The following is an 18,194-nucleotide window of genomic DNA, read 5'->3' on the forward strand; positions in this document are numbered from 1 at the left end:
TCGTCAGGCTCATAACCTGAAGGTCGTAGGTTCAAATCCTACTCCCGCAACCAAATAACGCGTACCCTCGCAAATACCCAAGCCCGCCCCCAAGGCGGGCTTTGTTATGTTCAGCATATCCAATAGCTTGCCACCTACCTCAAGCGCGTGATGCTTCGCCTCTGCGCCCCAGGTCACGTGTGACGTGCTCCCCTGAAATGTCCGCGTGCTCCCCTGAATAGTCCGCGATTTGAAGGTAGCCTGCGCGAGGTACAAGTCCTGATCGAGCAATGGCGCATCCACGACAACACGATCAGGCCGCACAGCTCATTGGGCTATCGCCCGCCCGCGCCTGAAAGCATCGTTCTAATGGACCGGAGACCGACGATGCACGAGCAATTAAACCGGACCACCCGATGGGGGCACGCCAAGCTTGCTCCCCAATCGTTGGGCAGGATCAGCGTTCGCCCCGGCGGTAGGGGATCATCAACGCTTCGGGGACTTCTGCGCGGCGGGCGACGAGGATCAGTGCTACGATGGACAACACATAGGGTGCCATCAGGAAGAGCTGATAGGGAACGCCCTCGACAACCGTCTGGAGACGCAGCTGATAGGCATCGAAAAACGCAAACAGCAGGGCTCCGACCAACGCCTTGCCCGGTCGCCAGGATGCAAAGACGACAAGTGCGATGCAAATCCAACCGCGGCCCTGCACCATTTCAGGAAAGAAAGAGTTGAAGGCGGCGGTGGTCAGAAAGGCCCCGCCCAGTGCCATCAGGGCAGACCCTGCAACCACGGCTCCGATCCGGATTGCGGTGGGGTTCAAGCCCTGTGCCTCGACTGCGTGCGGGTTCTCGCCTGTCATCCGGATCGCAAGACCCAATGGCGTATGTGCCAGCCCATAGGCCAGGATCGCCACCGCTGCCACCGCAAGATAGGTTGGCGCGGTTTGCTGAAACAGGATCGGACCCACGCCGGGCAGATCGGACAGGATTGGAATGTCGAGCGGACGAAACGGGGTGATCGTTGGTGGGCTCTCGCCGACGGTGACGATGAGACGGTAAAGATAATAGGCCAGGGCCGAGGAAAAGAGCGTGATGCCAAGGCCTGAAACATGTTGCGACAGCCCCAGTGAAACGGTGAGCCCACCATGCAGGAGCCCCATAATGGCCCCGGAGACGGCCGCGATTGCCAGCCCGGCCCAGAGGTCGCCTCCGAGATAGACCGTCAGCCAGCCCGTCATCGCGCCCATCGTCATGATGCCTTCGATGCCGAGGTTCAGCGTGCCGGCCCGTTCACACAGCAACGCGCCAAGCACCCCAAAGATGAGCGGCGTCGCGATCCGCAAGACCGCGGCCCAGAGCGAGGTATTGAAGAGAAGGTCCAGAGCCTCGGTCATCGGCGGATCCTGTAGCTGGTGAAAAGAAGCGCCACGAGCATGGTCAAAAGCGACAGGGCGACGATGACGTCTGCAATAAAGGACGGCACGCCGGTCGCTCGGCTCATGGCGTCGGCCCCGACAAAGACACCGGCCACAAAAAGTGCAGCGGCGACCACGCCAACCGGGTGCAGGGCGGCCAGCATCGCGACGACGATACCGGCGTAGCCAAAGCCCGGCGACATGGTGGTGGTCACGCCGCCTGTGACGCCCAGAACTTCGACGGATCCGGCGAGCCCGGCGAGCGCACCGGACAGCAACGCGACCCCCATGATCGTGCGCGGAAGAGAAATGCCAGCAAAGGCGGCTGCCTTTGGGTTAAGGCCGGTGGCGCGTGTTTCGATGCCAAAGACGGTGCGGGACAGGACCAGCCAGACCGTTGCCGCCGCTGCAATTGCAAAGAGCAGGCCAATATGAAGGCGGGTTCGGGGGACAAGGTCCGGCAGACGAAAATCACCATCGACGGGGACCGATTGCGGCCAGCCAAAGGCCAGAGGGTCCCGCAGCGGTCCCTCGATCATCAGCCCGACAAAGAGGATGATGATAAAGTTCAGCAGAAGGGTCGTAACAACCTCGTCCACCCCAAAGCGCAAGCGCAGGTAAGCCGGGCCTGCCAGCAACACCGCACCTGCCGCCATGCCGCAGACCATCAGAACAGGTATTCCCAGTAGCCCGGGAAGCATCAGCGTGTGCCCGACCCAGGCGGTGGCGAGAGCGCCCAGATAAAACTGCCCCTCGCCACCGATATTCCACAGGCGCGCGCGGAAAGCGACGGCCGCAGCGAGGCCGGTCAATATGAGCGGTGTGGCGCGGGTCAACAGTTCGGTGACCGACAGGCGCGATCCAAGCGCCCCTTTCAGCATCGCGGCATAGGCGGAAAGCGGGTTGACGCCGGCGGCTGCAATCAATCCCGCTGCCAGAACCAGCGCGGCAAGGACGGCGGCAAGCGGAGCTGACACCACGAGCCGCAGGGGAACATCCGTGCGTCGTTCAAGCTGCATCGTCAGTCTCCCAAACTCCGGCCATCATCAATCCAAGGCGACGTGGGTCTGCCTCGTCGGCGCTTACAGACTGTGACAGGCGGCCATTGACGATGGCCTGAATGCGGTCAGCCAGGCCAACGGCCTCGTCCAGCTCCTCTGAAATCAGCAAGATTGCCGCCCCCTGGGCGCGGGCCGCCAGCAGTTCGGTATGGACCGCCGCAATTGCACCTTCGTCAAGCCCGCGCGTGGGCTGGTTCGCCAGCAGAAATTTCGGCGGGGTCGCGAGGCTTCGCCCGAGTATTAGCTTTTGCATATTCCCACCCGACAGCAATCGGATACGGGTTTCCGGCGTCGCCCCACGGACATCGAACCGCTTGATCAGCTCCGCGGCATAGGCACGTGCCTTGGACCGCCGGACGAACCCCGAGGTGGAAAACCGAGGCGTGCGCAGACGTTCCAAGGTGGCGTTTTCCCAAACCGACATTTCACCGATCGCGCCTTCGCTATGGCGGTCTTCGGGCACACGGGCAGCGCCAGCGCTAATCAACCCGCGCGGTCCAAAACCAGCGACATCAATGCCGTCCAATGTCAGTCGCCCGGTCGCCGGTGTCGTGAGCCCGGCGAGCAAGGCACCCAGGTCCGCCTGGCCATTGCCAGAGACACCGACAATCCCGAGGATCTCACCCGCATGCACCGTAAAGGACACATCGTTCAGCCGTATCGCATCGCCATCGGTCACGCGGACCCCCTCGGCCTGCAGCACCGGAGCGCCGATCTTGTGATCTTGGCGTCGCGGGCGCTCGACCTTGCGCCCGACCATCAATTCGGCAAGCTCATCCGGGCTGGTGTCCTGGGTGCGCCGTTCCGCGACCATACGCCCGCCGCGCAGCACCGCCACACGGTCCGAGCCAGCCATCACCTCGTGAAGTTTGTGGCTGATAAAAATGACAGAAAGGCCGCTCTTTGCCATGTCGCGGAGCGTCTCGAACAGCTGCATGGCTTCGGGGCGCGCAAGAACGGCCGTGGGTTCATCAAGGATCAGGATGCGGGCATCGCGGTAAAGTGCCTTGAGGATCTCGACCCGCTGGCGTTCTCCTACGGACAAGCGGCTGATCCTGGCATCAGGGTCGACAGGCAGGCCAAACCGCTGCGAAATCGTCATCAGCTTGGCCCGCGCCGCCTCGCGAGAAGAGCGCAGGCGCAGCAGCGGTTCCGAGCCTAATATGACATTTTCCAGCACGGTCAGGTTCGCCGCCAGCGTGAAATGCTGATGGACCATGCCGACACCGGCATCAATCGCCGCACGCGGCTTGCCAGATGGCAACACGGCTCCAAAGACGCGCACCTCTCCTGCGTCGGCGCTGTAATGGCCGAACAGGATGTTCATCAAAGTGGTCTTTCCAGCGCCGTTTTCGCCAAGGAGCGCCAGGATTTCTCCCTTGGCGAGATGGAGCGTCACATCGTCATTCGCGGTCAGCGTGCCGAATGTTTTTGTGATGTTCTCCAGGGCAAGGACTTCGGTCATTGAGATTTTCCGATTGGAGGAATCGCGGCTGCAGGTAGTTGTTGGTGGACCCGATGCGAGGCCGGTGAGGCTGGACGTCCGCGTATGATCAGATCTGCACCTGCGGAACGGGCAGGGGTCCGCCCGTTCCTGTTTCAGATCAGCTCAGGCCCTTGGGGCAGGTTTGGGTCAGGCCGGTTCTTCAGCGTTGAGTGGGACCTCGAACTCGCCCGCCTGGATCGCGGCTTGTTTTGCTTCCATCGCAGGGATCGCGTCGGCCGGAACCATGTCATCCACGTAAATCAGCGCGTTGCCGCCATGTTTCATGAAGGAATAGCCCGTGTAGTCGCGCCCGACTGGCGACCCCGACTGGATATCGGCCACGATAGCATCAATTGTCGGGCCATAGTTCCAGATGGCATTGGCAAACACCGTTTCGGGGTAACGCGGTGTGTAGTCGATGAGCGAGCCGATTGCCTTCACGCCGCGCGCCTGGGCACCATCAGCTGTCCCGATCCGTTCACCAAAGAGGATATCGGCACCGGCATCAATCTGCGCGATTGCGGCCTCTTGGGCGCGTGCGGGATCAAACCAGGCCCCGATGAAGCCGTTCAGGAATTTGGCATCCGGGTTCACTTCGCTGATGCCAGCGCGGAAGGCATTGATCAGCAGATTGACCTCTGGGATCGGGTATCCTCCGACGGAGCCAAAGGTATTGGTCTGCGACATCGTGCCGGCCAGCATCCCTGCGAGATAGGCGGCTTCGTGGTTCCGGGTGCCGAACACACCAAAGTTGTCGCCGGATGGACCGCCTGAGGATCCCATCAGGAACGCCGTTTCAGGATAATCGGCGGCGACTTCGCGCGCCTCACGCTCGACCGCGTAGCTTTCCCCCCAGACAAGTTGCACGCCGCTTTCCGCGTATTCGCGCATCGCGCGTGGATAGTCGGTGGCTGCAACCCCTTCGGAGAATTCATACTCGATCTTGCCCGCGGCAGCTGCCTCTTGCATGGCCAGATGGATACGGCTGTTCCAGGCGTTTTCGACCGGGCTGGCATGGACACCGGCCACACGGAGGGGGGCTTGTGCATTCACGCGGCGGATATAGCTCGGCAGAGCGAGCGTTGCAGCCGCCCCGATCATCAGCGTTCTGCGCGTTGTCTTGAGGGTCATTGAAGCTTCCTTTCCTGCTGGTTTGTTGTGTTATGTCTGGCTTGGAGGGGCATAGCTCGCCGGGTCGATGTGATCGGGCCGGCCCGTCAGCGACAGAGTCGCAATGCGCGGCGCTGTACGGGAGAGGATGCGACCTTTGCGGATTACGGCCAGGCGCGTTGCCTTCAGCCGGACCGCTTCAATCGGATCGCGCGCTTGCAGGACAACCATATTGGCGGGGCCGCCTTCGCGAAGGCGCGGATCGGGGAGGCCCATGGCGGCGGCACCGCCGAGGGTGACGCTGTCAAAGGCCCATGCCATCGCCTCGCGCGAGGTCATCGGCGCGGCATGGATGCCCATATGCGCCACTTCGAGCATGTCAGCGGAACCAAGCGGATACCAGGGGTCCATCGTGCAATCCTGGCCAAAGGCGACATTGACGCCGGCGGCGCGCAACTCTGCCACCCGGGTCAGCCCACGCCGTCGCGGATAGGTGTCTGACCGCCCTTGCAGGGTGATATTGATCAGCGGATTGGGCACAACCTGCAGCCCGGATTCCGCAATCAGCGGGATCAGTTTGGAGGCATAATAGTTGTCATAAGAATGCATCGCGGTCACGTGGCTTGCGACCACGCGCGCGCCCAGACCCAGACGTGTGGTCTCTGCCGCGAGGGTTTCGATATGACGCGACATCGGATCGTCGCTTTCATCGCAATGCAGATCGACCGGAAGATCACGCTCGGCGGCGATCTGGCACAGTCGTTTTACCGAGGCGGCACCATCCTCCATCGTGCGCTCAAAATGCGGGATGCCGCCGACCACATCCACACCCATATCGAGCGCACGGAGCAGGTTCTCCTCGGCGCCGGCTGTGCGAAACAGCCCATCCTGCGGAAAGGCCACAAGCTGCAGATCTATGTAGGGCGCGACGTTCTTTTTGACCTCAAGCAGTGCCTCAACCCCCACCAGCGGTGCTGTTGACACGTCGACATGACTGCGGATCGACAAGAGCCCCTGGGCGACAGCGAGGTCGCAGTATGTCATGGCCCGTTCGATGACCGCTTCTGGCGTCAATTGCGGTTTTAACTCGCCCCAGAGCGCGATGCCTTCCAGCAGCGTGCCGGATTGGTTGAGCCTTGGCAGTCCCAGACTCAGGGTGGCATCCATATGAAAATGCGGATCGACAAAGGGCGGGGAGACCAGGTGCCCACCTGCGTCGATGGTTTCGGTGGCCGCCGCCTCTATCTGCGGTGCGATCTGGACAATCTTGCCGTCCTGGCATGCAATATCGACAGCGGACCCCGCACCGGGAAGACGTGCGTTTGAGACAATTAGATCAAGCAAATCAGCCCTCACGGTTCAATTTCTGACCAAACGGTAAATTGACAACGCCAATATACCCAATAAGTCTTCAATCGACTCCGGGTTTCCGCCTCGCCGTTGCGACAATTGCGCCACTTTTGTGGGCATTTGCCATTAAATCGGGCTGGGTCGGTTCTTTTGGCTGCGGGCGAGGGGGCGGCGGTAGATGCAGACGCCGACTGTCGGAGGCCCAAGCCCGCGATGGCTTGGGCGGTTGGTCTGCTGCGCCGGCCCCGAAATCAGGCCAAGGGGGCAGATCCAGGGTTCAGGCCAGAACCACCGGGCGTCCGTCAATCATCCGCAGTTGGGCGTCGGTTTCAAACACCCCTTCAATAAGCTCTGTCGTGACAACGGTTTTGGGCGGGCCATCTGCCTGGATGCGGCCATTTTTCAAAACCACGATCCGATCGGCATAGGCGGTGGCAAAATTGATGTCGTGCAGCACGATGATGATCGTGCGCCCCTTGCGGTCGGCCAATTCCCGAAGCCTGATCATCAGCGCGCGCGATGCCGCCAGATCAAGGTTGTTCAAAGGCTCGTCCAACAACACATAGTCGGTGTCCTGCACATAGGTCATCGCGACAAATGCTCGCTGTCGTTGCCCGCCAGAAAGCGTATCGAGCGTTCGCTCCGCCATCTGCGTCAGGTCAAAAACGCTCAGCGCATCATCGACCCGGCTGTGGTCCTGTGGGGTCGGTCGCCCGCGATGGTAGGGGTATCGACCAAAGCCCACCAGATCGCGGATCGTCAGACGGCTGGCGGCATGAACTGTCTGCGGCAAAATCGCGAGCCGCCGGGCCAAGGCCTTGTCGTCGCTTTGGCCGATGACCAGTTCGTCGACCGTTATTCGGCCCTGTTGTATCGGCATCAGTCGCGCCACCAGCGACATCAATGTCGATTTCCCGGCGCCATTCGGCCCGACGAGCGCAACGATGCCGCCCTTGGGGATCTGAATTGAGACATCCGAGAGGATCTGCGCCTCGGCGACACGATGCGAAAGTGCCCGTACTTCGATCATCGTTTCAATCCTTTCAACAGCAATAGCAAGAAGACCAGCCCGCCCAAAAACTCGACACCGACGCTCAACGGTGTCGAAAACGCGAACACACGCTCCATCGCCCATTGTCCGCCGACCAGAACCACGCTTGCGATCAGGGCGCTGCCGGGCAGTAATATGGCGTGGCGATAGGTCGGAAGAACCAGGTAGGTCAGGGCGGAAACTAGCAATCCGAAAAAGGCGACAGGGCCGACAAGGGCGGTGGATACGGAAACCAGAACCGAAATTAGAAAGAGGGCTGCGCGCTGCCCTCTCAGAGGGGGTTCTCCAAGAGAGGTCGCCGCGACGGGGCCAAGTGCCAGGACGTCAAGCCGGTGCCGCATCCGCCAGCACAGCACCAGCGCACCGATACACAGCACCGCTGCCACCCCCAGAAGATCCGTTTCCGCTCGTGAAAAACGCGCAAAGGACGCAGACTGCACCACAGCATATTCGCTGGGGTCGATGACTCGTTGCAAAAGCCCGGTAAGCGAACGCAACATTACCGCCAGCACGACCCCGGTCAGCAACATCCGCATCATGTCGCCCTGACCTTTGCGCAACAAGATCCCAAAGAGCATGACAGCCGCGCCACACATCAGGGCGGCATTGGTCAGCATCAACAGACCCGGGTCGAGCTGCTGATAGGTCGGCGCGCCAAGGAAAACCACTGCTGCGGACAGGACAAGGACATAGAGCGCATCAAACCCCATGATCGCCGGGGTCAGGATTCTGTTGCCAGAGATGGTTTGAAACATGATCGCGGCCACCGCCTGCGATGCGCCGATCAGCAACAGCGCCAGGAGCTTCTGTCCGCGAAAGGTGATGGCAAATTCCAGACTGCCTTTGATGCCGGTGAACAAATAGGCCAGTACACAGGCCAAAAGCAGCCCCACCAGGAGCAGTAGTCTATTACGAAACATGCTGTTGCCTGCCGTAGAGCATCCACAGGAACACGGCCGCGCCAATCACGCCGATGACGGTGGCGACAGGAACTTCGAATGGGTGAACCACAAGCCGGGCAAAGATGTCGGATGCCAGAACCAGCCCGGCGCCCGCCAACCCGGTCAGCGGTAGATTTCGGCGCAGATTGTCCCCGACGGTGCGGCTGACGAGGTTCGGAACCACCAGCCCGACAAAGGGGATCGCACCAACCGTCACGACCGTGAGGCCGATCACAATCGAGATCACCACCAGACCACAGAGCACCACCTGCCGATAGTTCAGCCCGAGGTTGAGGCTGACCGTTTCTCCGAGGCTCAGAATGGAGAGCTGATCCGCCACCAGATAGCTGAGGAGCGCAACCAGTCCGGCAATCCAAAGCAATTCGTAGCGCCCGCGCATGGTGCCCGAGAACTCCCCCGTGAGCCAGATATCGATGTATTGCAGCATGTCGAGCTGAAAGCCGACATAGATCGCCGCTGATCCTATGACGCCGCCATAGACGATCCCGACCAGTGGCACCAACAAGGGCTCCTCCGGCGGGAGACGACGCGTAATTGCAAAGAACCCGATACTGCCCAACAGCGCAGCGAGGGCCGAGAGCGCCATTTTCACCCCGATGACCGCGCCCGGCAGCAGAACCGAGACCAGCAACAGCCCAAGCATGGCGCTCTGCCCGGTGCCTGCGGTCATGGGTTCGACAAACCGGTTGCGGGAAATCAACTGCATGATCTGCCCGGCGATGGCCAATGACGCACCGCTTAGGACAACCGCGCAGGCGCGCGGCAACCGGCTGTCCCACAACAGGCGCCAGGCGTCCTGCGTCACCAGATCCGCAGGAGAGATCGGCGTTGCTCCGACAAAGAGCGAGCCGACAAACAGGACGCCGAGCGCGAACAGCCCGATCATGACACGTTTCATTGGGCGTCAGTTGCCTTTGAAGCCGGCCTCGATGTCCGCCAGTGTGCGCATCATCGACTGGATGCCGCCGCCAGAGATATAGATATCCGACGCATTGAGGTAGATCACCTGATCCTGTTTCCAGGCCGTGGTTTCATGGATCAGCCGATTGTCGAGCGTGGCCCTGGCATCGTCACCCGGCTGGCCAATGGCGGCAAGGCGGTCGATCACGATCAGCCAATCCGGGTTTACCGTCTGAATGAATTCGAAAGAGATGCTTTCGCCATGGGTCGAGTCGCTGATTTCGCTGGCGGCCTCTGGCAGGTCGATTGCCTCATGCAGCCAGCCAAACCGTCCAGCCTTGCCATAGGCGGAGATCTTCGGGCCATTGGTCAGAACGATCAGCCCGGTGCCCTTGTCGGCGACGGCCGCACGGGTCTCGGACAGCTGGGTGTCAAATGACGCGCGCAGGGCTGTTGCCTTGTCTTCGACGTTGAAGATTTTGCCATAGGTCGCCAGACGGTCCAGCCCCTGGCCGACGACATCTTCCCAGATTGTCATGTCAATCGCAGGCGCCAGCTTCGCCATCGGTTCAACCTGATCGGAACTGCGCCCGCCGACGATTATCAGGTCTGGTTGCAGCGCATGGATCGCCTCAAAATCAGGTTCGAACAGTGTACCGAGATCCTCTGCCGCGTCGGCGACCGGCCCGAGGTAGTCAACAAAGAGGTTCTCCGGCGCACCGGCGATCTCGACCCCCAGGGCCGACAGCGTATCAATGGCGGCAATGTCAAACACCGCGAGTGTTTGGGGTTTGACGGGGACCACAGCCTCGCCTCGGTAGGTCTCCACGGAGACGGTCTCTGCGGCAGAGGCCGACACGGCAAAAAGCAGCGCAGCGCCGCAAGCAAGCGATCGAAACATCGGAAAGGACTCCAGGTCATTTCAAAGTCAGGGGTTGATCTGTCTTGCTGGCTGATGCGTGGGCATTTGCTGGCGGCGAGACATTGCCACAGCGGTTCTAGAATGACCATGGGGATTTGACGCTCGCGCGGCGAAGTCTGGATGAACATCCGCGTCCCCCCTGTTACCTAAGGCACCCTCTTTCAGCCCGGGCAATGTGGGCCTCGGGCGAATTGAATGCCCAAGGAAGCGGCGCGCCGCCGCTCCTTCGTTTTACTCACTAAAAAATTATTGACTCTCATTTTGATCAAATCGCAAGCTGAACTCAACAATGCCGCAAACGGTGTTCCAGGGGGCGGGCAGGTTAGCCGGGCCTCCGGCCTGGCCAGATACAACGTGGTCGCGACGCGAATAGGGAGCGTATGAATGATCGAGATTTCCGGCCTGACCAAGACATTCGGGGAAGGTCAAAGCGCCTTTACGGCACTGGACGATGTTTCTGTCACCATTCGATCCAACGAATTCTTCACGCTGCTCGGTCCGTCCGGCTGCGGCAAGACGACCCTGTTGCGCACCATTGCGGGATTTCTCGACCCGACCCGGGGGAGCTTGACCCTGGACGGCGAAGATCTTCTGAGCAAACCGCCCTACCAGCGCCCGGTGAACACGGTCTTTCAGTCCTATGCGCTGTTTCCACATATGACAGTCGCGGAGAATATTGCGTTTGGCTTGCAGATGCTGAACCGGCGCAAGGCAGAGATCACCGCAACCGTGGCCGAGATGCTGGAACTGGTGCAGATGACAGCTTTGGCGGATCGCAAGACCAGCCAGATTTCGGGCGGCCAGCAACAGCGTGTCGCCCTTGCGCGGGCGCTGGCCCCACGTCCAAAGGTCTTGCTGCTGGATGAACCTCTGTCGGCTCTGGATTTCAAACTGCGCAAGGAAATGCAGCTGGAGCTGAAACGGCTGCAGCATGAAACCGGCATTACCTTCGTGTTTGTGACCCACGATCAGGAAGAGGCGCTGACAATGTCGGACCGTATTGCGGTCATGAATGCCGGCACGATCCGGCAGATCGGCGGGCCGCGCGATATCTACGATCATCCGGCAGAACGGTTTGTCGCGGATTTCATCGGCGACACCAATTTTCTTCAGGCCAAGATCCTGTCGACTGACGGTGCGCAGGCAAGGGTGCGTCTTGTCTCGGGCGGGGAGATTGCTGCGCAGACGGCGGCTGATGCGCCCGTCTTGGACGATGGCGCGTCCGTGACGCTGGCCGTTCGCCCCGAGCATGCCGAGCTCTGTGCCCCCGAAGGGGCGCTGTTGTCTGGCAGGCTGCGGGATGTGGTCTATTTTGGAACCGATACCCACTATCATGTGGCGCTGGATCAAAATGAGACCTTCACACTGCGCCGCCAGAACCAGCCCGGCCAGACGCAGGTCTGGCAGACGGGCGATCATGTCGGACTGAATATCGCCCCCGGCATCCCCCAGATATTGAAGGATTGACCGGATGAGCGAAACCGCCCCGTCAGCCCCTTCGGCGAGCCCAGGCCGCCGCGCGCGCAGCGAACGTCGCAACCGTTGGCTCCTGTTGACGCCCGCCATGGTTATCCTCAGCCTTGCCGCCAGCGGGCCGCTGCTGGTGGTGCTGATCTATTCGGTGCTCACCCCCGGAGACTACGGCGGTGTCGAGTGGCGCTTCAGCCTCGATTCCTGGTTCGCCGTCGTGGTGGAGCGCGACTTTTTCACCGAAGAGCTGACCTTGGCCGATGCCCATCTGATGGTGTTTTGGCGGTCTCTGAAGCTGTCGCTCTGCACAGCGCTCCTGTGTCTGATCGTTGGGTTCCCGACAGCCTATTTTATCGCGACCCGGCCCGCCCGCCGCCGCGATATGTGGATGCTGCTGATCATGATCCCCTTCTGGACCAATCTGTTGATCCGCACCTTTGCGATCATGGAACTGATCCGAAACCAGGGCACGGTCAACACCTTGCTGGTGGCCAGCGGGTTGATAGATGAACCGATCCAGATGCTCTATACCGAGTTTTCGGTGCTGGTGGGCATGACTTATGTCTACCTGCCTCTGATGATCCTGCCGATCTATGCCTCGATGGAACGGCTGAATTTCGATCTGGTCGAGGCGGGGTATGACCTCTACGCCAACCGGTTTCAGGTTCTGCGGCGGGTCATCTTTCCGCTGGTCAAACCAGGCGTTGTCGCAGGGTCCATCCTTGTTTTCGTGCCCTGTCTGGGGGCCTATGTGACCCCCCGGGTGCTGGGCGGCGGCAAGCAATTGATGCTGGGGAACCTGATCGAATTGCAGTTTGGTCAATTGCGCAATTGGCCTTTGGGGGCGGCGTTGTCCTTGACCCTCCTCGCTGTCGTGATGGTCGCGTTGATCTTTTACGTGCGGGCCATCGGACAAGAAGGGGAACGGGATGTCTAAGGGTTTTGATGTTCGCCGCCAGCCGGGATTTTCAACGATCGCGATTGCCTGCTTTGTGCTGCTCTACCTGCCCATTCTTTTGCTGGTGGTGTATTCCTTTAACGCGGGCAGTTCGATTGCGATCTGGGAGGGGTTCTCCTGGCGCTGGTATGTCTCGGCCTGGGAAAACGAACAGGTCAAGGACGCCACCATTCGGTCATTGGTTCTGGCCTGTTCGGCATCGGCCGTCGCAACCTTTGCGGCGGTGCTCGCCGCCCTTGCCACCACGCGAAGCAAACCCTGGCGGGGGCAAACCGTCGTCTTTGCGATGGTCAATCAGCCCCTCATGGTGCCTGAAATCGTCACCGCCGTCTCGCTGCTGATCGTGTTTGCCGCAGTGAAACAGGTGACCGGCTACACCGGCCTTGGCTTTTTGATCCTGGCGCATGCCGCCTTTTGCATTCCCTTTGCCTATATGCCGATCCGCGCCCGCTTGCAGGGTATGGATCTCAGTCTGGAACAGGCGGGCGCGGATCTTTATGGCACGCCGCTGCGTGTTTTTCGCTACATCACACTGCCACAGCTGTGGCCTGGGATCCTGGCGGGGTCGATGCTGGCCTTCGTGATTTCGCTGGATGACGTCGTGATCACAGAATTTGTCAAATCTGCAGGTCAGGACACGCTGCCGACCTATATGCTTGGTCAGTTGCGCCGTGTCGTGACGCCGGAAATCAATGCGATTTCAACTGCGCTTCTGGCGATTTCCGTCGTCATGGTTACGGGCTTTTTCTTTGTGAACAAGGCGCGCAAGTAAACGAACAACCCAAAGCCGGACCAAACCGGCCTCATGACTTGAACCCAATATCCGACAGGAGGGAAGACCCATGAAACACCTGATTGCAGCCTCGGCGTTGACGGCTGTCTCGGCCACCGCAGCCCTGGCCGAAGGCACGCTCAATATCTACAACTGGGGCAATTACACCAGCCCAGAGCTGATCGAAAAGTTCGAACAGGAGTTCGACATTGATGTCACGATCACCGATTACGACAGCAATGACACCGCGCTGGCCAAGATCAAGGCCGGCGGGCATGGCTTTGACATCGTGGTGCCCTCCGGAACCTATGTTCCGATCTTCATCGGCGAAGGCTTGTTGATGAAATCAATGCCCAACCAGATGGAAAACTTCAAGAATATGGACCCGCGCTGGGTCGATGTGGAATTCGATCCGGGCCGGGACTACACGGTGCCATGGCAATGGGGCACCGTCGGTGTCACCGTCAATACGGCCGTCTACGGCGGCGACATCAACTCCGCTGCGCTGATCCTGGATCCGCCGGAAGAGCTTAAAGGCAAGATCAACGTGGTGCCTGAAATGCTCGATGTGCTGGGCATGGCCATTCACTACATGGGCGGCGAACAATGTACTTCGGACAAAGAGGTCCTGGAGAAGGTCCGGGACAAGCTGGTTGAGGCGAAGGCGAACTGGCTTTCGATGTCCTATGGCAATATCGAAGCCTACGCCAAGGGCGACCTCGCGGCCGGGGTCAACTGGAACGGGGCCTCCTTCCGGGCCCGTTTGCAGAATGACGATATCGCCTTTGGCTATCCGCAAACCGGATTCTCGATCTGGATGGACAATGCCGCCATCCTCGAAGATGCCCAGAACGTGGAAAATGCCAAACTGTTCCTGAACTACATCATGGCGCCGGAGAATGCCGCGCTGCTGTCGAACTTTGCCCGCTACGCAAACGGCATCACAGGGTCAGAACCCTTTATGGACGAAGTCATGGCTTCGGCGCCCGAGGTGGTCATCCCCGCCGCGCTTCAGGATGCGGGTTACCTTGCCAAGAGTTGCCCCCCGGATGTGCAGCGGATCTATTCGATGATCTGGACAGAAGTGACCAAGTAACCCTGTCCCCATCGCATGACAGCCAGGATCGCGCCCGCTCGGCGCGGTCCTTTTCAGACTGACGGAGCCCCCGACATGCCGACTGCGCCCGACACCGTAATCCTGAACGGCCGCCTGATTACCTTTGACCCGGATCGCCCCTTTGCCGATGCGCTGGCGATCGGAAACGGGCAGATCGTTGCCGTTGGTACGACAGCCGAAATCCGCGAGCTCGTCGGCGCCGCAACCCGGGTGATTGACGCGGCGGGCGGCACTGTTCTGCCAGGGTTCATCGACAGCCACGTGCATTTGTTTGGTGGTTCGGTCGAATTGTCCTGCCTGGATCTGGCGAAGGTCCGGGGGGAGACGCAGCTGACTGAGGTCGTCCGCGCCTGGGCGGACAAACATCCCGACGATCAAATTGTTTTTGCGGTTCAGGCCGACTACGCGATCCTCGGGGCCGGCAAGAAGACCACGCGACAGGCGCTGGACCGCGTCCTGCCTGATCGCCCCTTTGCGATGTATGCGCCGGATCACCATACGGTCTGGGCCAATACTGCCGCACTGGAGGCGACCGGTTTGTTGCACGGCGCCGAGGTCGACGCGGGCGCCCAGGTCGTTATGGGCGCGGATGGAACCGCAACCGGCGAGTTGCAGGAACCCTCAGCCTATGCCCCGGTCCTGCGGCTGACGCGCCATGCCGGCCGCGACATGATGGGGCTGGTCACCGGGGCCGATCCGGTTCCATCGGCATCGCTTGCGGAGCGGGCGCGCGACAAGGCCGCGATTGCCGATGGGCTGAAACACTGCGCCAGTCACGGGATTACCAGCCTGCACAATATGGACGGAAACTTCTACCAACTGGAGCTTCTGTCGGAAATGGAAGCAGAAGGCACCTTGCTGTGTCGCACTGAGGTCCCCTTCCATTACAAGAATACCGATCCTCTCGCGCGCTTCGCAGAGGCCGAGGAGATGCGCCGGCGTTTCAACAGCGATATGGTCTGGTGCAACCGTGTGAAAATGTTCATGGACGGCGTCGTGGAAAGCGGCACTGCACTGATGTTGGAACCATACCCCGGCACCGATCACATCGGTGATGCCGTCTTTGAGGCGGAACATTTCAATCAGGCCTGCATCACCGCCGACGCGATGGGGCTGCAGATCGCCACGCACGCCATTGGTGACCTCGCGGTGCGCCGAACCCTGGATGGTTATGAAGCCGCCCAGCAGGCGAATGGGGTGCGCGACAGCCGCCACCGGATCGAACATATCGAAGTGCTGCATCCCGACGATTTGCCCCGCTTCAAGGCGCTGGGCGTGGTGGCCTCGATCCAGCCGGGGCATGCGCCCTTTGGCGGCTACTTCCCGCCCGAAGGCGTCGGGGTGATGTTGCATGACCATCAGATCCCGCTGTCCTATGCCTGGTCCGATATCCGCAGCAGCGGCGCGCGGGTGATCTTTTCGACCGATTGGCCGGTGATCCCCGTCGACGTGATGCCAACGATCAAAGCGGCCGTGGCACCGACCCAGCTTGGCGCCCCCTGGCCGGATCAAGCGCAGAGCCTGATGGACACGCTGGAAAGCTACACCGCGGGGAATGCCTGGGTGGAATTCAACGAAAGCCGCAAGGGGCAGCTGAAGCCGGGCATGATGGCAGATGTGGTGGTGATGGATCACAATCTGGAAACGATGGATCCAAACCTGCTCGATCAGGCTCGTGCCGCCGTCACCCTCTGTGGCGGTCGCATCACCTGGGAGGCATAGGACCGCGCGCGACCTCAGGTCAGGACCAAGTCCAGAAAAGCGCGCACATCCTGCCTGTAGCACGTGCGAAAGCTCTGCAAACTCTGCTCTTCATCGCGAATGAAGGCGATGAACCTTTGTAGCCAGGCGTTGTAGATGAACCGTGCCATGGTCGCGGCGGTTTGCGGATTGCGCAACCGCGGCGGTAGCGCTTCGTTCAGAAAGGTCTCGATCTCGGCAGCGTTGCGCAGGTCAATTTCCTGATAGGCCAGCACAAAGGGCGAGCCGGGATTTTGGATGTTCGTTGCTTCGGCATGACGCCAGGCTTGTTTCGACAGGATGTCATCGGAGATATCCGAGATGACATCAAGGATTTCGGCGACCCCGCCAAACACGTCCCCCTCCCAGGTGACGCGCGCTTTCTGGGCGCGGCGCGTGACCTTTTCGTGTCCGGTCAGGATCACTGCCAGCAACAATTCGACCTTTGAGCCGTAGTGGTTGAAGACAGTCGGGACCGATACCTCCACCTCTGCGGCGATTTCAGCGACAGAGGTTTCGTCAAAGCCCTTGGTGGTAAAAAGGGACTTTGCCGCACCAAGGATCTGCTGTTTGCGCTGCGCCTGCTGGCGTGCCCGCAGGCCGGGTTTGGCATTGGCGCGGGCGCTTTGGGGCATGGCAGAAACGGCTCTCTCTGGTGAAACACCTTGGCGGGGTAAGGTCTCTGCTATGATAGGTCAAGTTGCAGGCCAAAAACAGCTCGCCGCTTTTTGTCTGCTGACAATCCGACGCCACATCTGCGATGCCGACGCCCGCGAAAATGGCAGAGCGGACCACGTTTGCTGCCTTCGACAGAGGCGGGAGCGGAGGTTTGACCAAGGGTGTTGCCACAGGTTCGTGCGCCTGGACGCTGCGACATGACTCCATAGAACTGCGGTGATCTGCATGTTGTTCCGGCGGTCTGAAACGCGGGCCGGATACCGCCCAAACCGCCCGGAAGGATGGGCCAATGGTCGCCGGGCAACGATTTTCGCTGGTTTGCCAGCATGGTGTGCACAGATTGCGCCCCTACTTCTTTCTCATAGCAAAACGCAAAACGCGTAAGGAGAAAAAAGATGGTACTCAATACTCTTCTGAAGACAGTCGCCGTCACAGCCCTTTTGACCGGCGCAGCCGTCGCCCAAACCGACACAACCGGCACGGGTGCCGACATGCAGACTGGCACCGATATGCAAGCCGGTGTCGAAGCCACGACAATTCCGACCTTTACGGATATTCGCGATATGACCGTCGGTGATGCGCTCGGTTGGGTCGTCTATGATCCGGCAGGCGACAAGATCGGCGAGATCGACTACATCATTCAGGACGCTGACGCGGCCAAGGGTGTGATCGGTATCGGGGGGTTCCTGGGGTTGGGCGAATACACCGTGGCCTTGCCGCTGACCGATTTTGAGATCGGTGAAAAGGGCATGTCCTTCACGCTCGATACCGACAAGGAAACCCTGAAGGTGCAGCCTGAATTCGATGAATCCGGGGCGGAGTCGCTGCCGGAAGAAACGAAACTGTCGCAGCTGATGGAGCCGGAAGTCTCCGATGAACCCGCTGCGGGCGCAACGCTTGAAACCGCGCCGACAGAGGGTGACACGATGGATGACGGTGCCGTGGAGGACAGCAGCACCATGGACGCAGAGCCCGCGCCCGAAGGTGCCGGTGAACCCGCCCCGGTCGCCCCTGAGGCCACTGACGACAACAACTGATCGCCTCGATCATCCTACGGCATGTGGTGCTCTGCCATGGATCCTGTCCATGGCAGAGCTGAGTGGTGGCCTGTCACCGTCAGCCAAACGCCGACCGGTCTGTCTGCGGTCATAGCGGCAGCCCCTGTTACCAAGGCAAACGGGGCGATCCGTTTGTTGTGGCAGGTCAGGGCGGGCGATC

Annotated in this window: 16 protein-coding genes and 1 pseudogene; 7 read left to right on the plus strand and 10 right to left on the minus strand. The window is 60.5% G+C overall.

Going from position 1 to position 18,194, the window contains the following annotated elements; translation table 11 throughout:
• Positions 1–222 precede the first annotated feature (222 nt).
• A pseudogene (locus tag TRIHO_RS23350) lies at positions 223–345 on the plus strand (integrase core domain-containing protein); the annotation flags it as partial.
• A gap of 91 nt (positions 346–436) precedes the next feature.
• On the opposite strand, the gene TRIHO_RS17470 reads toward TRIHO_RS23350, so the two are convergent.
• From TRIHO_RS17470 to TRIHO_RS17510, 9 genes are all read right to left on the minus strand, one after another.
• On the minus strand, positions 437–1,378 hold the full coding sequence (locus TRIHO_RS17470; protein WP_068246662.1) for an ABC transporter permease: 942 nt from the start codon (positions 1,376–1,378) through the stop codon (positions 437–439).
• Positions 1,375–2,418 (minus strand): ABC transporter permease, encoded by a 1,044-nt coding sequence (locus tag TRIHO_RS17475; protein ID WP_068246668.1) that lies wholly within the window; start codon positions 2,416–2,418, stop codon positions 1,375–1,377. The genes TRIHO_RS17470 and TRIHO_RS17475 overlap by 4 nt, the downstream gene beginning before the upstream one ends.
• Complete coding sequence (locus tag TRIHO_RS17480) at positions 2,408–3,925, minus strand: ABC transporter ATP-binding protein (protein WP_068246670.1); 1,518 nt, start codon at positions 3,923–3,925, stop codon at positions 2,408–2,410. The genes TRIHO_RS17475 and TRIHO_RS17480 overlap by 11 nt, the downstream gene beginning before the upstream one ends.
• Positions 3,926–4,093: 168 nt before the next feature.
• Positions 4,094–5,077: a BMP family protein gene (locus TRIHO_RS17485; RefSeq protein WP_068246671.1), complete on the minus strand. Its 984-nt coding sequence runs from the start codon at positions 5,075–5,077 to the stop codon at positions 4,094–4,096.
• Between the two features lie 30 nt (positions 5,078–5,107).
• A complete protein-coding gene (locus TRIHO_RS17490) occupies positions 5,108–6,400 on the minus strand; it encodes an amidohydrolase family protein (protein WP_068246675.1) in 1,293 nt (430 codons plus the stop codon).
• Between the two features lie 283 nt (positions 6,401–6,683).
• Complete coding sequence (locus TRIHO_RS17495; RefSeq protein WP_068246678.1) at positions 6,684–7,436, minus strand: iron ABC transporter ATP-binding protein; 753 nt, start codon at positions 7,434–7,436, stop codon at positions 6,684–6,686.
• Positions 7,433–8,377: an iron chelate uptake ABC transporter family permease subunit gene (locus TRIHO_RS17500; protein WP_068246681.1), complete on the minus strand. Its 945-nt coding sequence runs from the start codon at positions 8,375–8,377 to the stop codon at positions 7,433–7,435. The genes TRIHO_RS17495 and TRIHO_RS17500 overlap by 4 nt, the downstream gene beginning before the upstream one ends.
• Positions 8,367–9,317: an ABC transporter permease gene (locus tag TRIHO_RS17505; protein ID WP_068246683.1), complete on the minus strand. Its 951-nt coding sequence runs from the start codon at positions 9,315–9,317 to the stop codon at positions 8,367–8,369. Before TRIHO_RS17505 ends, TRIHO_RS17500 begins: the two co-directional genes overlap by 11 nt.
• A 6-nt stretch (positions 9,318–9,323) precedes the next feature.
• Entirely contained in the window at positions 9,324–10,220 is an 897-nt protein-coding gene (locus TRIHO_RS17510) for a siderophore ABC transporter substrate-binding protein (protein WP_068246685.1), read from the minus strand.
• 405 nt (positions 10,221–10,625) lie between these two features.
• Between TRIHO_RS17510 and TRIHO_RS17515 the strand changes: the two genes are divergently transcribed.
• The 5 genes from TRIHO_RS17515 (at position 10,626) to TRIHO_RS17535 (ending at position 16,280) form a co-directional block, all read left to right on the plus strand.
• Complete coding sequence (locus tag TRIHO_RS17515) at positions 10,626–11,708, plus strand: ABC transporter ATP-binding protein (protein ID WP_068246688.1); 1,083 nt, start codon at positions 10,626–10,628, stop codon at positions 11,706–11,708.
• A gap of 4 nt (positions 11,709–11,712) precedes the next feature.
• Positions 11,713–12,648 carry an ABC transporter permease gene (locus TRIHO_RS17520; protein ID WP_068246695.1) on the plus strand — a complete coding sequence of 312 codons (936 nt, stop codon included), beginning with the start codon at positions 11,713–11,715 and terminating at the stop codon, positions 12,646–12,648.
• A complete protein-coding gene (locus TRIHO_RS17525; RefSeq protein ID WP_068246698.1) occupies positions 12,641–13,441 on the plus strand; it encodes an ABC transporter permease in 801 nt (266 codons plus the stop codon). The genes TRIHO_RS17520 and TRIHO_RS17525 overlap by 8 nt, the downstream gene beginning before the upstream one ends.
• Before the next feature lie 70 nt (positions 13,442–13,511).
• Entirely contained in the window at positions 13,512–14,537 is a 1,026-nt protein-coding gene (locus TRIHO_RS17530) for an ABC transporter substrate-binding protein (protein ID WP_068246701.1), read from the plus strand.
• A gap of 75 nt (positions 14,538–14,612) precedes the next feature.
• Positions 14,613–16,280, plus strand: a complete 1,668-nt coding sequence (locus tag TRIHO_RS17535; protein ID WP_068246704.1) for an amidohydrolase — start codon at positions 14,613–14,615, stop codon at positions 16,278–16,280.
• Positions 16,281–16,294: 14 nt separating this feature from the next.
• Here TRIHO_RS17535 and TRIHO_RS17540 read toward each other — a convergent pair whose 3' ends face one another.
• A complete protein-coding gene (locus TRIHO_RS17540; RefSeq protein WP_068246708.1) occupies positions 16,295–16,933 on the minus strand; it encodes a TetR/AcrR family transcriptional regulator in 639 nt (212 codons plus the stop codon).
• A 438-nt stretch (positions 16,934–17,371) separates the two neighbouring features.
• On the opposite strand from TRIHO_RS17540, the gene TRIHO_RS17545 reads away from it, so the two are divergent.
• Positions 17,372–18,013: a hypothetical protein gene (locus TRIHO_RS17545; protein WP_068246711.1), complete on the plus strand. Its 642-nt coding sequence runs from the start codon at positions 17,372–17,374 to the stop codon at positions 18,011–18,013.
• The last annotated feature ends 181 nt before the right edge of the window (positions 18,014–18,194 follow it).

The sequence above is a fragment of the Tritonibacter horizontis genome, from assembly GCF_001518015.1.
Classification (GTDB): Bacteria; Pseudomonadota; Alphaproteobacteria; order Rhodobacterales; family Rhodobacteraceae; genus Epibacterium; species Epibacterium horizontis.

Coding starts and splice junctions, on each gene's coding strand:
- TRIHO_RS17520 (WP_068246695.1), top strand. CDS start 11,713: ATGAGCGAAACCGCCCCGTCAGCCCCTTCGGCGAGCCCAGGCCGCCGC.
- TRIHO_RS17500 (WP_068246681.1), bottom strand. CDS start 8,377: ATGTTTCGTAATAGACTACTGCTCCTGGTGGGGCTGCTTTTGGCCTGT.
- TRIHO_RS17515 (WP_068246688.1), top strand. CDS start 10,626: ATGATCGAGATTTCCGGCCTGACCAAGACATTCGGGGAAGGTCAAAGC.
- TRIHO_RS17545 (WP_068246711.1), top strand. CDS start 17,372: ATGGTACTCAATACTCTTCTGAAGACAGTCGCCGTCACAGCCCTTTTG.
- TRIHO_RS17475 (WP_068246668.1), bottom strand. CDS start 2,418: ATGCAGCTTGAACGACGCACGGATGTTCCCCTGCGGCTCGTGGTGTCA.
- TRIHO_RS17530 (WP_068246701.1), top strand. CDS start 13,512: ATGAAACACCTGATTGCAGCCTCGGCGTTGACGGCTGTCTCGGCCACC.
- TRIHO_RS17510 (WP_068246685.1), bottom strand. CDS start 10,220: ATGTTTCGATCGCTTGCTTGCGGCGCTGCGCTGCTTTTTGCCGTGTCG.
- TRIHO_RS17495 (WP_068246678.1), bottom strand. CDS start 7,436: ATGATCGAAGTACGGGCACTTTCGCATCGTGTCGCCGAGGCGCAGATC.
- TRIHO_RS17485 (WP_068246671.1), bottom strand. CDS start 5,077: ATGACCCTCAAGACAACGCGCAGAACGCTGATGATCGGGGCGGCTGCA.
- TRIHO_RS17540 (WP_068246708.1), bottom strand. CDS start 16,933: ATGCCCCAAAGCGCCCGCGCCAATGCCAAACCCGGCCTGCGGGCACGC.
- TRIHO_RS17535 (WP_068246704.1), top strand. CDS start 14,613: ATGCCGACTGCGCCCGACACCGTAATCCTGAACGGCCGCCTGATTACC.
- TRIHO_RS17525 (WP_068246698.1), top strand. CDS start 12,641: ATGTCTAAGGGTTTTGATGTTCGCCGCCAGCCGGGATTTTCAACGATC.
- TRIHO_RS17480 (WP_068246670.1), bottom strand. CDS start 3,925: ATGACCGAAGTCCTTGCCCTGGAGAACATCACAAAAACATTCGGCACG.
- TRIHO_RS17505 (WP_068246683.1), bottom strand. CDS start 9,317: ATGAAACGTGTCATGATCGGGCTGTTCGCGCTCGGCGTCCTGTTTGTC.
- TRIHO_RS17470 (WP_068246662.1), bottom strand. CDS start 1,378: ATGACCGAGGCTCTGGACCTTCTCTTCAATACCTCGCTCTGGGCCGCG.